Genomic DNA, 13,621 nt, shown 5'->3' with positions numbered 1-13,621 from the left:
GATTCCCGGGGGCCGATTTCGTTGTGCGGTCGCGCTTTACTCCGACTCGGACTCTCCCGAGTCCTCGTTGCCTGCGGCACTGATGCTCACCGGCGGGGCGTCCGGGACGTCCAGCGGCTTGGCCTCGCCACGGAAGACGAAGTGCGCCTTGTCGTCCTTCTCGCCCTCCTCGTCGTTCCAGCCGTCAACGTCCACGACGACTATCTGGCCCGGCTGGATCTCGCCGAAGAGGATCTTCTCGGAGAGCTGGTCCTCGATCTCCCGCTGGATGGTGCGACGCAGGGGACGGGCACCGAGAACCGGGTCGAAGCCGCGCTTGGCAAGCAGCGACTTGGCCTTGTCGGTGAGTTCGAGACCCATGTCCTTCTGCTTGAGCGCACCCTCGACGCGGGTGGCCATGAGGTCGACCATCTTGATGATCTGGTCCTTGGTCAACTGGTGGAAGACGATGATGTCGTCGATCCGGTTCAGGAACTCCGGCCGGAAATGCTTCTTCATCTCCTCGTTGACCTTCTGCTTCATCTTCTCGTATTTCGAGCCCTCGTCGTTCGCCGAGGAGAAGCCGAGGCTCACGGTCTTGGAGATGTCCGCGGTGCCCAGGTTCGAGGTGAAGATCAGGACCGTGTTCTTGAAGTCGACCGTGCGCCCCTGGCCGTCGGTGAGACGACCGTCCTCCAGCACCTGCAGGAGCGTGTTGTAGATCTCCTGGTGTGCCTTCTCGATCTCGTCGAAGAGGACCACCGAGAACGGCTTGCGCCGCACCTTCTCGGTGAGCTGGCCGCCCTCCTCGTAACCCACGTAGCCCGGAGGGGCACCGAAGAGCCGCGAGGCGGTGTAGCGGTCGTGGAACTCGCCCATGTCGATCTGGATGAGCGCGTCGTCCTCGCCGAACAGGAAGGCCGCCAGCGCCTTGGACAGCTCGGTCTTACCGACACCGGACGGGCCGGCGAAGATGAACGAGCCGGACGGGCGCTTCGGGTCCTTCAGACCGGCACGAGTACGGCGGATCGCCTGGGAGACGGCCTTGACGGCGTCCTCCTGACCGATGATCCGCTTGTGCAGCTCGTCCTCCATGCGGAGCAGACGGGTGGTCTCCTCCTCGGTCAGCTTGAACACCGGGATGCCGGTCCAGTTGGCCAGGACCTCGGCGATCTGCTCGTCGTCGACCTCGGCGACGACGTCGAGGTCGCCGTCCTTCCACTGCTTTTCCCGCTCGCCCTTCTGGCCGAGCAGGGTCTTCTCCTCGTCCCGCAGGCGGGCGGCGCGCTCGAAGTCCTGAGCGTCTATCGCCGACTCCTTGTCCCTGCGCACGTCGGCGATCTTCTCGTCGAACTCGCGCAGGTCCGGCGGAGCGGTCATCCGGCGGATGCGCATCCGCGCGCCCGCCTCGTCGATGAGGTCGATCGCCTTGTCCGGCAGGAACCGGTCGTTGATGTACCGGTCGGCCAGGGTGGCCGCGGAGACCAGCGCCGAGTCGGTGATCGAGACGCGGTGGTGCGCTTCGTACCGGTCGCGCAGGCCCTTGAGGATCTCGATCGTGTGCTCGAGTGACGGCTCGCCGACCTGGATCGGCTGGAAGCGGCGCTCCAGCGCGGCGTCCTTCTCGATGTACTTGCGGTACTCCTCGAGTGTGGTCGCACCGATCGTCTGCAGCTCACCACGAGCCAGCATCGGCTTGAGGATCGACGCCGCGTCGATCGCGCCCTCGGCGGCACCCGCGCCGACGAGCGTGTGCAGCTCGTCGATGAACAGGATGATGTCGCCGCGGGTCTTGATCTCCTTGAGCACCTTCTTCAGGCGCTCCTCGAAGTCACCGCGGTACCGGGAGCCGGCGACCAGCGAACCGAGGTCGAGGGTGTAGAGCTGCTTGTCCTTCAGCGTCTCCGGAACCTCGCCCTTGACGATGTTCTGGGCAAGGCCCTCGACGACGGCGGTCTTGCCGACGCCAGGCTCGCCGATGAGCACCGGGTTGTTCTTGGTGCGCCGCGACAGCACCTGCATGACCCGCTCGATCTCCTTGCCGCGCCCGATCACCGGGTCCAGCTTGTTCTCCCGCGCGGACGCGGTGAGGTTACGGCCGAACTGGTCGAGCACCAGCGAGGAGGACGGGGTGCCCTCGCCGCGGCCGCCGCCCGCTTCCTGCGGCTCCTTGCCCTGGTAACCGGAGAGCAGCTGCAGCACCTGCTGGCGCACCCGGTTCAGGTCCGCGCCGAGCTTGACGAGCACCTGCGCGGCGACGCCCTCACCCTCGCGGATCAGCCCGAGCAGGATGTGCTCCGTGCCGATGTAGTTGTGGCCGAGCTGCAGCGCCTCGCGCAGTGACAGCTCCAGCACCTTCTTCGCTCTCGGCGTGAAGGGGATGTGCCCGCTCGGGGCCTGCTGCCCCTGGCCGATGATCTCTTCGACCTGCTGGCGAACGCCCTCGAGCGCGATCCCCAACGACTCCAGCGCCTTGGCGGCGACACCCTCACCCTCGTGGATCAGACCCAGGAGGATGTGCTCGGTGCCGATGTAGTTGTGGTTGAGCATCCGGGCCTCTTCTTGGGCCAGGACGACCACCCGCCTCGCGCGGTCGGTGAACCTTTCGAACATTCCCACTCCCTCGACTGCTGCGCCGGCGGCCCGATCTCGCCGTGTCCCGACCAACCTTGTATGGACGACACCCACGATGAGTTCAACACCGTGGTTCCACTGTAGTAGCCAACGGGCCACGCTGGCCCGGCACTGTGCCGGAATTCGCCGTTGCCTGCGAACCGGCGCCGGACGACACCGCGTCATTTCCGCTGCTTGCGGTCGCCTCGTCCAACGAACAGCCATGCTTTCGGATTCCGCCATCAGTGCCTGTCCGCTCACCGCGAACACGGACACGGACCACCGGGCGGGAAGCTGCGTCCGATCGGGTGTGTCCCACGCCACCGCGGCCACTTGGTCACCCTCGGCGACAATCCGGACGGCGTCGCTCTTCTGAGCATGCGAGCGGACGGGCGGGCGATCCGGACGGCATTTCCGGCCCTCGGTCGCCGGGGAACCGGGCGCGAACCGGCACGCGCGACAGAAGCGCACTCGAATCGCTTCCACGAACAACTCGTTCCGCCGATCGGGTCCTTGCTCGTCACATTCGCCGTGCCCGTTCTCCGGTTCCGCAGACCGGCGGAAAAGACGTCCGCCCCGCGCGCCCACTCCGGCCCCGAGGGGCTGCCGGGCACGATTTCCGGCGTCTTCTCACCGGCCCCGCACGAGCCGGTTCGCTCGCCGTCGCCGCCCCGGTGACAGACACCGAAGTCGCGATCGGCGAATCCGGCCGGGTACCGATCAGATGATCGCGCTCGCGGGCAGCCGCCGCGTTCTCACATGCCGGACGCACGCGGCAACACACCGCGTGCGGGGAAGCGCTGGAATTGCCCGCCTCAGGGCGCCCGATAACGTGGCCGATCGCTGGTGATCGCGACCCGGAATGCCGATGCGATCCGTGTCGATACCGTTCACCGAACACGCCGGTGCCGACCGGGCGGACATCAGGTAAGTACTGGCTCAATGACTCGGAGCGACGGGTCGCCGACTCGGCCACCATCGCGTCGCCGACCCGCCCACGGTATACCGCCGGGGCCGGTGAACGATTACCGGCGACCGGGTCGAACGTCGCATTCCGGACAGCAGAAAGGCCGCCGGGATGCGATATCCCGACGGCCCGTGCCCGCTCGTACGGAGCGAAAGAAGCGCCCGCTCAGTTCTTCTTGTGGTAGGCCTCGACGACCTCGGAAGGGATGCGGCCACGGTCGGAGACCTGGTAGCCACTCTTGCGGGCCCATGCGCGAATGGCCTGATTCTGCTCACGGTCCACGGTGGCCGGGCGAGCCGCGGCCTTGGTGGTCGCGCGAGTAGCGGCACGCTTACGGCCGCCGGCACGTCGGGCGTGCTCGATGAACTGGGCCAGCGCGTCGCGAAGTTCCTCGGCGTTGTCCGCCGAAAGGTCGATCTGGTAGGCGACGCCGTCCAGTCCGAACTCGATCGTTTCGTCGGCCTCGGAACCGTCGAGATCGTCCACGAGCGAGACGAGCACCTTCTGTGCCATTTTTCCTCCTGCTTAGGCCTGGGCGAATCTTCGGGCGGGCAGATGCCCGGGTACGTCAGAAGTCATTGACTCGAACATTGATACCCGCTGGAACGACTCAGCGCAAATCTCGTTTGCGGAAAGTCGTGGTCGAACACGGAGGTCAACTTACCCTTCCCGATTATTGAGGACGCACGAGGGGGAAGAGGATGGTCTCTCTGATACCGAGACCGGTCAGTGCCATCAACAGCCTGTCGATACCCATTCCGGTGCCGCCCGACGGTGGCATTCCGTACTCGAGCGCGCGCAAGAAATCCTCGTCGAGCGGCATGGCCTCGCTGTCGCCCGCTCCGGCCAGTCGCGCCTGCTCGACCAGCCTTTGCCGCTCCACCACCGGGTCCACCAGCTCCGAGTAGCCCGTGGCCAGCTCAAATCCGCGCACGTAGAGGTCCCACTTCTCGGCGATACCGGGCCGCGACCTGTGCTGCCTGGTCAGCGGGCTCGTCTCCAGCGGGAAATCGCGGACGAATGTGGGCGCGTGCAGGTGATCGCCCACCAGGTGCTCCCACAATTCCTCGACCAGTTTGCCGTGACCGTGTTTCGGATCGGACTCCAGTCCATTCGCCTCGGCGAGCGAACGCAGCCGCTCCACACCGGTGTCCGGAGTGACCTCCTCGCCCACCGCCTCGGCGAGCGAGTCATACATGGTGAGGGTGGTCCACTCGCCGGAGAGGTCGTACTCGGTACCGTCGGAAAGCGTGACGACCTGGCTACCGAATACGGAGTCTGCGACTTCCTGGACGAGTTCGCGGGTCATCCGCGCATTGGTGTCGTAGGTCGCGTACGCCTCGTAGAACTCCAGCATCGCGAACTCGGGCGAATGCGTTGAGTCACTGCCCTCGTTGCGGAAGTTCCGGTTGATCTCGAAGACTTTCTCGATTCCGCCGACAACACAGCGCTTGAGGTACAACTCGGGGGCGATCCTCAGGTACAGGTCGAGGTCGAAGGCGTTCGAATGCGTGACGAACGGACGCGCGGCAGCACCGCCGTGCAGCGTCTGCAACATCGGTGTCTCCACCTCGGTGAAGCCTCGGCCGTGAAAGGAATCACGGAGCGCACGCATCACCGCGGAGCGGGTCCGGACGACTTCCCCCGCCTTCGGCCGGAGGATCAAGTCGACATAACGCTGACGGATCCGCGTTTCCTCGGCGAGTTCTTTGTGCGCGACGGGCAGCGGCCGCAAGGACTTCGAAGTGAGCTGCCATCCGTCCGCCATGACGGACAACTCGCCACGCTTCGACGTGATGACCTCACCCTGGACGAAAACGTGGTCACCGAGATCCACGTCCGATTTCCAGGCGGCCAGCGCGTCGGCACCCACCTTGGCCAGGCTGATCATCGCCTGCAGTTCGGTGCCGTCCCCCTCGCGGAGACTCGCGAAACACAACTTGCCCGTATTGCGCAGGAACATGACGCGCCCGGTCACGCCCACCGTCGTGCCGGTGGTGGTATCGGCGGGAAGATCGGGATTCTCGGCCCGGACCTGCGCCAGCGAGTGTGTTCGCGGCACCTCGACCGGATACGGCTCGACACCCTCCGCGAGTATCCGGTCGCGCTTTTCCCTGCGAATCCTCATCTGTTCGGGCAGGTCGTCTTCTGGCAGGTCGCGATCGGTCGCGGAGATTTCCGTCATGAGAACACAGGGTACGAACACCGATAACGGCCACGCCCACCGGATTACCGTTGTGCACGCCGAGTCCGTTTCGCCACGGAAGGCGGACACCGGAATCCCCGGCGGCCCGGCCAGGCAATTCAGCAGAATTTCACATCGTGGACGCCGGATGCTCTCGCTCATGTGAGCGTCCGACGGTGGTGAGAACCACCAGCCACCCGCTCGCCGCCGGTGCTAGCGTCGGAAGCGGTGGTGCACTCCGCCCCGGACGAGCGCGTCGTACCCGGCACGACAAGACGACGCAGTACAACGAGCAACCAAGTTGTCACTGCGGAGGAATGTCATGGCATGGGTGATACTGATCCTGTCCGGTGTGCTGGAGACGGTCTGGGCGGCGGCACTCGCCGCGTCCAAGGGTTTCAGCAAGCTCCAGCCCTCGCTGTTGTTCCTGGTCGCGCTGGTGCTGAGCATGGGCGGTCTCGCGTACGCGATGCGCAGCATCCCGATCGGCACCGGCTACGCGATCTGGGTCGGCATCGGCGCGATCGGCACGGCGATCTACGGCATGGCGGCGCTCGGCGATCCGGTCACCGCGGGGCGGATCACCTGCCTGGTGCTGATCGTCGCGGGCGTGGCGGGGCTGAAGGTCCTCACCTGAGTGGGGAACCGCTTCAGCGGACGTTGCGCTCGTAGACCAGTCGCAGACCGAGCAGCGTCAGATGCGGTTCGTGGTCGGTGATCGTCTCCGACTCCGCCAGCACCAGCGGTGCCAGGCCGCCGGTGGCGATCACCGACACCGGCACGTCCTCGCCGGCCGTGATCTCGCGGATGATCCGCCGTACCAGGCCGTCGACCTGGCCGGCGAAGCCGAACACGATGCCCGACTGCAGGCACTCCACCGTGTTCTTGCCGATCACCGACCGGGGCGCGACCAGTTCGACCTTGCGCAGGGCCGCGGCGCGGGCGGCCAGCGCGTCGACGGAGATCTCGATCCCCGGGGCGAACGCGCCGCCGAGGAACTCACCCCTCGCCGACACCGCGTCCACATTGGTCGAGGTGCCGAAGTCCACGATCACACAGGCGCGGCCGAAGAGGTGGTGTGCGGCCAGCGTGTTCACCAGCCGGTCGGCACCCACCTCCTTGGGGTTGTCCACCAGCAGCGGGACCCCGGTACGCACGCCTGGTTCCACGACGACAGCCGGCACGTCCGCGTAGTAGCGGGCCAGCATCGCGCGCAGTTCGCGCAGCACCGCGGGAACGGTGGACAGCGCGCTGATTCCGGTGACCTCGCCGGCGTGGCTGCCGAGCAGACCCCGCACTGTGAGCGCCAGCTCGTCGGCGGTCATCCGCGCGTCGGTGCGCATCCGCCGGTCGCGGACCAGCCACGCCCGCTCGCCGCGTCCGGAGTGCAGGCCGAGGACGATGTGGCTGTTGCCGACGTCGATGGTCAGCAGCAGACCGTCGCCCTGAGCCCTCGGCACGCGGGGCGGGGCCACCTCAGCCCTCGGCGTGCAGCAGTGCGTCGAGGCGGGCCGCGTCGACGGTCTCGCCGACCGGGAACGAGGCGTCGCCCTCGCCCGCGACCGGCAGCGCACCGCTGACCAGACCGGAGCCCTCCGGTGCGCGCGAGGGGTCGGTCCCCAGGTCGGTCGGCTTGTTCTCGGCGTCGACGAAGACCACGCGGGGGCGGAAGTTCGCCGCCTCCGCCGTCTCCATCTGGCCGTAGGCGATCAGGATGACCAGGTCGCCAGGGTGCACCAGATGCGCGGCGGCTCCGTTGATACCCAGCACGCCGCTGTCCCGCTCCCCCGGGATCACGTACGTCTCCAGGCGCGCACCGTTCGTGATGTCCACAATGGACACTTGCTCGCCGGGCAGCAGGTCGGCGGCCTCCATCAGCCGCTCGTCCACCGTCACGGAACCGACGTAGTGCAGATCGGCCTGCGTCACGGTGGCTCGGTGGATCTTCGACTTGAGCATCGTGCGGTACATCGTGGACTCCTATGCCCCTGCGTCCTCAGTCACCGGCATCCGCGGCCACCGGCGGTGTTCGGTCAGCCATGCCCGGCATCGCCGAGCAGCACCCCGACGTTGTCGATCAGCCGGGTGCTCCCCACCCGGGCGGCGATCAACAACCGTGCCTCCCCATCGACGGGCGCGGCACCGAGATCGGTTCCACGCAGTTCGAGATAGTCGATCTCGCACTCCGGCACCGCCGCGAGCGTCGACCGCGCCGCGTCCAGTACCGCCGTCGCACCGAGCCTGCCCATGTAGGCCCCCGCGGTCAGTGCTCGCGACAGCACCACCGCGTGTTCGCGCTCGGCATCGGAAAGGTAGACGTTGCGCGAGGACAGTGCCAGCCCGTCCGATTCGCGCACCGTGGGCACACCCACCACCCGGGTGGCGAAGTTCAGGTCCGCCACCATCTTTCGCAAAAGGACGAGCTGCTGGTAGTCCTTCTCGCCGAAGAATGCGTACTCCGGACGGATGATGTTGAACAGCTTCGACACCACGGTCAGCACCCCGGCGAAGTGGCCGGGACGCGCGGCGCCCTCCAGTTCGTCGCCCAGCGGTCCCGGATGCACCGTCACCGCCGCGTCCGGGCCGTACAGATCGGTGGCGGCGGGCACGAAAGCGAGCTCGACGCCCGCGTCGGCGAGCACCTCGAGATCCCGGTCGAGCGGACGCGGGTAACCGTCGAAGTCCTCGCCGGCGCCGAACTGGAGCGGGTTCACGAAGATCGAGGCCGCGACCACCGTGTTCGGCAGCCGCTTCGCCCTGCGCAGCAGTTCGCGGTGCCCGGCGTGCAGCGCGCCCATCGTCGGCACGAGAACGACCTTCTTGCCGGTGGCGCGCAGGGCCTTGGCGACCCGCGCGGTGTCCTCGGCTGCGCGGAAGGTGTTGACCTGGTGGCGGGTGAACTTCGGTACGGTCACTGGGTTTCACGTCCGTGGTCGGTATCGGGGAAGTCGTCGGGCGAATCGGGGCCGGACGCGGTTGAGCTGAACAAGGCGTCCAGGTCGGCCGCCGCGGCGTCGGGCAGCAGTCCGGCCGCGCGCGCCCGCGCGAACGTCCGGCGGGACAGCGCGTCGTACGCCGGGGCGACGTCCGGGGCCTGCTCGGCCAGCACCCGCAGGTGCTCGCGCACCGTACCGGCGTCGCCGCGAGCCACCGGTCCGGTCAGCGCGCTGTCGCCGCGGCGCAGGGAGTTGTCCAGCGCGGCCGACAGCAACGGGGCCACCACCCGTTCGGCATGGGCGATCCCGGCTCCGCGCAACACTTCCACGCAGTCGTTGACGAGCGTGGCGAGATGGTTCGCCCCGTGCGCGATGGCCGCGTGGTACAGCGGGCGGACGGCACCGGGCACCCGCACGGGCTCGGCGCCCATCTCCACCGTCAGCGCCTCACCCACGTTCCAGGCCGCCTCGTCGCCCTCGGCGGCGGTGACGCCGACGCTGCACGTCGACAGCCGTTCCAGGTCCTCCGGCCTGCCGGTGAAGGTCATCACCGGATGCAGGGCGAGCGGAAGGACACCGAGTTCGGCGGCCGGAGCCAGCACGTCGACACCGCGGGCACCGCAGGTGTGCACGACGATCTGGCCGGCACGCAGCGAGCCCGAGTTGACCAGGCCGCCGACCATGCCGGCGAGCGCGTCGTCCGGAATCGCCAGCAGCACCAGATCCGCCGAGCGGACGGCCTGGTCGGGCGGCAGCAGCGGTACTCCGGGAAGCAGCGTCTCGGCCCGGCGGACCGAGGCCGCGGAGATACCGGAGGCGGCGACGACCGAGTGGCCGGCGCGGGCGAGAGCCGCCCCCAGCACACTGCCCACGCGCCCGGCCGAGACGACCCCCACGGCGAGGCGCGCCGGACGTGTCACCGCGTTCCCCGGCGAACGCACATCACAGGTTTCCCCTTCGCTCGTTCGGCGTCCGGCTCCGCGAGCGGGTACCGGACGACGGCGAGAGAGTAGCCCGCAGGTGACCAGGACGCTGACGGTAGGTGACCATCTTCACCCCGTGGTGCCGTTTGCCCGAACGTCCTTCGACGACGATCCGCTCGCCGCCCGTACCGCCTCGGCCCGCGCCATCCCCAGCACGGTGAGCAGTTCCTCCTGCCTGCGCGGAGCGTCCGGCCCGGCCACTCCGGCCGCGTCGTTGCTGCGCAGGAAGGCGAGTTCGGTGACGGTCGCCTGGTACGCGGCGACGGCACGTGCGGCACGCCTGCCCGATTCGCGGGCGGCCTGCCTGCGCCAGAACCGGCGGCCGGAAAGGCTGGCCAGCAGTTCCACCTCGGACCGGGCGATCCAGCGGGCCGCCGCCATGTCCGGCAGCGCGTCCGCCACGACACGTTGTTCCCGGCGGCGCTGCCACAACACCAGCAGTAGCACGCAGACGAACATCGGCACCATGATCAGGAAGTACACGTTCAGAAAGGTGTCGGCGCCGCCGAGCGTGGCCGCCGCGTTCCACAGCGCGTGCAGGGCGACCGCGGCGGCGTACCCGCCGAGCGGTGCCAGATACCGGACCTTGCGACTGGCCGTGCGGGCGGCGAGGCCGATACCGATGCCGGTCAGCACCGCGAACAACGGGTGGGTGAACGGCGCGAGCACCCCGCGCAGGATGAACGCCGTCAGCACACCCTCGCCGGTGGCTCCGCCGAGACCGTTCTCGTCGAAGGCCCGCGCGAAGTAGTAGATGTTCTCGGTGAAGGCGAAGCCCGCCGCGGTGATACCCGCGTAGACGATACCGTCCACCACGCCGTCGAACTCCCGCGTCCGGCGCCAGAGCACGGCCAGCACGAACAGCGCCTTCACCGCTTCCTCGACCAGTGGAGCCGAGACGATGGCGCTGAACCTACTGCCCTGGCCGCTGCCGAGCAGCAGGTCGCCGACCTCCTCCGCGGTGCTGTTGAGCAGCAGGGCGGTGAGCGTCGCGACGCAGGCTCCCCAGAAGAACGCCACCAGCAGCAGCTTCGCCGGCTCCGGTTCCCAGCGGTCGATCCACAGGAAAGCGGCGACGACCACCGCCACCGGCAGCAACGCGGCCACGGTGCCGACCGCGAACGGCACGACGCCGACGTTGTCGGTGACCAGTCCGAACACCAGCAGTCCGCAGAGCGCGAGCGCGATGGTGCCCAGCACCGGCAACAACACCGTCAGCCTGCGCGGCAGGTGCCTGCGCATCAGTTTGCGGCGCGAGCGCGCGGACGCCTGCGTGCGCGGTTCGCCGGTGGCGGCGTGCGTCGAGACCGATCCCCTCACACGCAGCACCCTACGTGCGGCCATTCACCACGTTCGATCGTCGTACCGCGGTGCGGCCGCACCAGGGGCGTGCGTCAGTCTTCGGCTCGGCGGCGGCGACGCGGGGCGGAGGACTGCGCGCCGTGCGCTGCCAGGAGTTCCTCCACCGAGCGGCCCGCCGCGTGGGAGCCCTCCGGCTCCTCGGGTTCGGGCCGCGCGCGGCGTCCGCTCGGCTCCGGCTCGGCCTCGTGGCTGGCGGCCCGCCTGCCGCCGCTGACCGGAAGCCCCTGCCAGGAGGGTGCTTCGCCGTCCGGGCGGCGACGGCGTCCGCCGCCGGTCTCCTCGGGGGGCGCGGCCTGGGTCTCGGGGGTCGGCTCCTCGTCCTCGCCGGAACGACGGCGGCGTCCGCCCGGACGGCCCTGGCGCTGGATGGCCTGGACGGAGGGGGGAAGGGTCGGGTTCGGTTCCGCGTGCCGGGAGGCGGGCTGTTCCGGCGCGGCGGGCGTGACGGACGGATCCACCGGCTTGGTGAACAGCGAATCCTGCGGCCCCCGCGTTCCGTTCCCGCTGTGCGCGCCGTCGCCCGCGCTGTGCGCACCGTCGGCGCTGTGCGTACTGCCGCTGTGCGTACCGCCGCCGTGGGCACCGCCGGACGCGCTGTGCGCTCCGTTGCCACTGTGGGCGCCGTTGCCGGCGTGGGCCCCATTGCCAGTGGTTTCCCAGGAGGGCGTCCACTCGTTCAGTCCTGCGGCCGGGGCGGCCGGTTCGGCGCGGGCGGGCTCCGGGCGTACAGGATCCGGGCGTGTGGGCCGCTGCGAGGCTTTCGGCTGCTCGGGACGGCTTGCCGGCCGCTGCGCGGCTCGCGGCTCGGCGGGGCGTGCCGGCTCGGCGCGGCGCGGGGCCTCCTGCCGCGCGGCGTCCCGGACGACGGGCACCTGGCGGGTCGGCTCCTGGCGGGTCGGCTCCTGGCGGGTCGGCTCCTGGCGGGTCGGTTCCTGAGGTGCGGGTTCCTGGCGGGCGGCTTCCGGCCGGATCGGCACCTGCCGGGTCGGCTCCTGGCGCTCGGCGGGCGTCCGGCGCGGACCGTCCACCGGTCGCTGGGGTTCGACGGGACGGTGGGGTTCGACGGGACGCTGGGGCTCCGGCGGCCGCGGGGCTTCGTTGCGCTGTGGCACCCGCTTCGGCTGCACGGCGGCGCCCGGCCTGCTCGCAGGCGGGACGGCCGGCTTCTGGAACTCGGTGGGCAGGCCGGTCGGCGCGGCCGACGCCCGGCTCGCCTCGTTCGCCGCCGTGGCGGCACGGGCGGCCGCACCCGGCGCCTCGCCCGGGGCGACCCGGCGGCCGAGTGACTGCCCGGTGGACCGGGTGCGCTCCGGCTTCGCCTCCTGCTGCTGGTTCCGGCGCAGGTCCTGGACGCGCTCGAGCTCGGCGGCGACCCGGCGGCGACGTTCGGCCACCGAGGACGGGCCCTGGTCCAGGATCCGGTCGATCAGCTCGGTCGGGCGTTCGTCGTCCGCGCGGCCGGTGAGCTGCGCGGGCTTGCCGTTGCTCTCGCCGGAGGTGACGACGCGGTGCTCCTCGCCGAAGGAGCGCATCCGGGTGGACTGAGCGGTGAGCGCGACGCGCTCGAACAGGACCTCGCCGCCGAACAGCGCCTGCAGGCTCTCCCGGAGGGCGGTGACCTCGCTGCGGAGGGCGTCGAGCTCCTCGCGGGAGTCGGCCTCGACGCGCTTGCGGGTCTCCGCCTCGACCTCCAGCTCGAACTCGCGGCGCGCGGCAACCTCGCGTTCCAGTTCGAGCTCGTAGATCTCCTTCGCGTGCTCGATGGTGTCCTCGGAGTCGACGACCTGCTTGCGGTACTTGGTCGCGAGGAAGGCACAGATCAACGCCGCCCACAGCGCGGAGATCACCCCGATGCGCAGCCAGCGCAGCTCCTGGGTGGCCACCAGCACGAACGTGGAGACACCGACGAGGGTGACGCACACGCCCAGCCACGGCCTGCTCAACGGCTGGCCGCGCGAGTCGTCAGCCTCGGCAGTCATGGCCACCACAGTACCTTCTGGTAACCCGACCGAGACCTAGTCGGTACCTCCAACGGCGTGATTCGTCCGTCAGTCGGTCGCTCCGGTGGGACGATCGGAATCACGTGGCTCCGGGGCCCGGCAGCAGTGCTCGAGCCACAACGCGGCACCGATCAACACCACCGCACAGACCGCACCGATCAGCGCACTGGTGAGATCGCGGCTTGCGGCCGTGAGCCTGTCTGCGTTAGGGGCGAGGAAACCGATCGAGCCGACCCAGAAGCCCGTCATCAGCGCGCCCAGCAATGACGAGGCCTTCGCCAGCGCCACCGCCCTGGCGATCGCGATCGCGCTGTGCACCCGGCCGGCGCGGATGCGGGAGCGCACCCCGAAGGCCAGCACCACCTCGATGATCGCCAGCACGCCGAGGGTGGCCCCGGCGGGACGGGGCAGCCGGGGAATCGAGTCGTAGGCGAACTCGAACAGCAGGAAACCGCCGACGAGGCCGAGCAGCCCGGCGATCAGGAGCTCTCGCGGCCGCGTGAAGTGCATACCGTCCACCGTAGCGGCGCGCTCCGGGTGAAGGTCCGGCACTCCGGGCGCGGACGCCCGGCCGCAGCCGGGCGAAGTGCGCACCG

General features: G+C 69.4%; 11 protein-coding genes and 1 riboswitch. Of the genes, 1 reads left to right on the top strand and 10 read right to left on the bottom strand.

The features are described 5' to 3' along the window. Window positions 1-36: 36 nt before the first annotated feature. From CFN78_RS22360 to lysS, 3 genes are all read right to left on the bottom strand, one after another. Window positions 37-2,592: an ATP-dependent Clp protease ATP-binding subunit gene (locus CFN78_RS22360; protein ID WP_094864842.1), complete on the bottom strand. Its 2,556-nt coding sequence runs from the start codon at window positions 2,590-2,592 to the stop codon at window positions 37-39. 1,132 nt (window positions 2,593-3,724) lie between these two features. After that, a complete protein-coding gene (locus CFN78_RS22355; RefSeq protein ID WP_094864841.1) occupies window positions 3,725-4,072 on the bottom strand; it encodes a histone-like nucleoid-structuring protein Lsr2 in 348 nt (115 codons plus the stop codon). A gap of 160 nt (window positions 4,073-4,232) precedes the next feature. Next, window positions 4,233-5,744 carry a lysine--tRNA ligase gene (gene lysS, locus CFN78_RS22350; RefSeq protein WP_094864840.1) on the bottom strand — a complete coding sequence of 504 codons (1,512 nt, stop codon included), beginning with the start codon at window positions 5,742-5,744 and terminating at the stop codon, window positions 4,233-4,235. Window positions 5,745-5,965: 221 nt separating this feature from the next. Continuing rightward, window positions 5,966-6,029: riboswitch (guanidine-III (ykkC-III) riboswitch) on the top strand. Window positions 6,030-6,066: 37 nt separating this feature from the next. On the opposite strand from lysS, the gene CFN78_RS22345 reads away from it, so the two are divergent. Then, complete coding sequence (locus CFN78_RS22345) at window positions 6,067-6,381, top strand: DMT family transporter (RefSeq protein WP_094864839.1); 315 nt, start codon at window positions 6,067-6,069, stop codon at window positions 6,379-6,381. Between the two features lie 13 nt (window positions 6,382-6,394). On the opposite strand, the gene CFN78_RS22340 is transcribed toward CFN78_RS22345, so the two are convergent. From CFN78_RS22340 to CFN78_RS22310, 7 genes are all read right to left on the bottom strand, one after another. Next, a complete protein-coding gene (locus CFN78_RS22340; RefSeq protein WP_094864959.1) occupies window positions 6,395-7,180 on the bottom strand; it encodes a type III pantothenate kinase in 786 nt (261 codons plus the stop codon). A gap of 40 nt (window positions 7,181-7,220) precedes the next feature. After that, window positions 7,221-7,715: an aspartate 1-decarboxylase gene (gene panD, locus CFN78_RS22335; protein WP_094864838.1), complete on the bottom strand. Its 495-nt coding sequence runs from the start codon at window positions 7,713-7,715 to the stop codon at window positions 7,221-7,223. Window positions 7,716-7,777: 62 nt separating this feature from the next. Beyond that, entirely contained in the window at window positions 7,778-8,659 is an 882-nt protein-coding gene (panC, locus tag CFN78_RS22330) for a pantoate--beta-alanine ligase (protein WP_094864837.1), read from the bottom strand. Beyond that, complete coding sequence (locus CFN78_RS22325) at window positions 8,656-9,600, bottom strand: Rossmann-like and DUF2520 domain-containing protein (protein ID WP_094864958.1); 945 nt, start codon at window positions 9,598-9,600, stop codon at window positions 8,656-8,658. Before CFN78_RS22325 ends, panC begins: the two co-directional genes overlap by 4 nt. 132 nt (window positions 9,601-9,732) lie before the next feature. Further along, the gene (locus CFN78_RS22320) at window positions 9,733-10,905 is read right to left on the bottom strand and encodes a PrsW family intramembrane metalloprotease (RefSeq protein ID WP_094864957.1); all 1,173 of its coding nucleotides are present in this window, start codon (window positions 10,903-10,905) and stop codon (window positions 9,733-9,735) included. Between the two features lie 152 nt (window positions 10,906-11,057). After that, window positions 11,058-13,004 carry a DUF6779 domain-containing protein gene (locus CFN78_RS22315; protein ID WP_094864836.1) on the bottom strand — a complete coding sequence of 649 codons (1,947 nt, stop codon included), beginning with the start codon at window positions 13,002-13,004 and terminating at the stop codon, window positions 11,058-11,060. 69 nt (window positions 13,005-13,073) lie between these two features. Further along, window positions 13,074-13,535: a DUF3180 domain-containing protein gene (locus tag CFN78_RS22310; RefSeq protein ID WP_094864835.1), complete on the bottom strand. Its 462-nt coding sequence runs from the start codon at window positions 13,533-13,535 to the stop codon at window positions 13,074-13,076. Window positions 13,536-13,621 lie beyond the last annotated feature (86 nt).

Source organism: Amycolatopsis antarctica (assembly GCF_002262875.1).
Classification (GTDB): domain Bacteria; phylum Actinomycetota; class Actinomycetes; order Mycobacteriales; family Pseudonocardiaceae; genus Amycolatopsis; species Amycolatopsis antarctica.
Note: the sequence above shows the minus strand (reverse complement) of the source record. Positions and strands in the feature narration are given on the sequence as shown.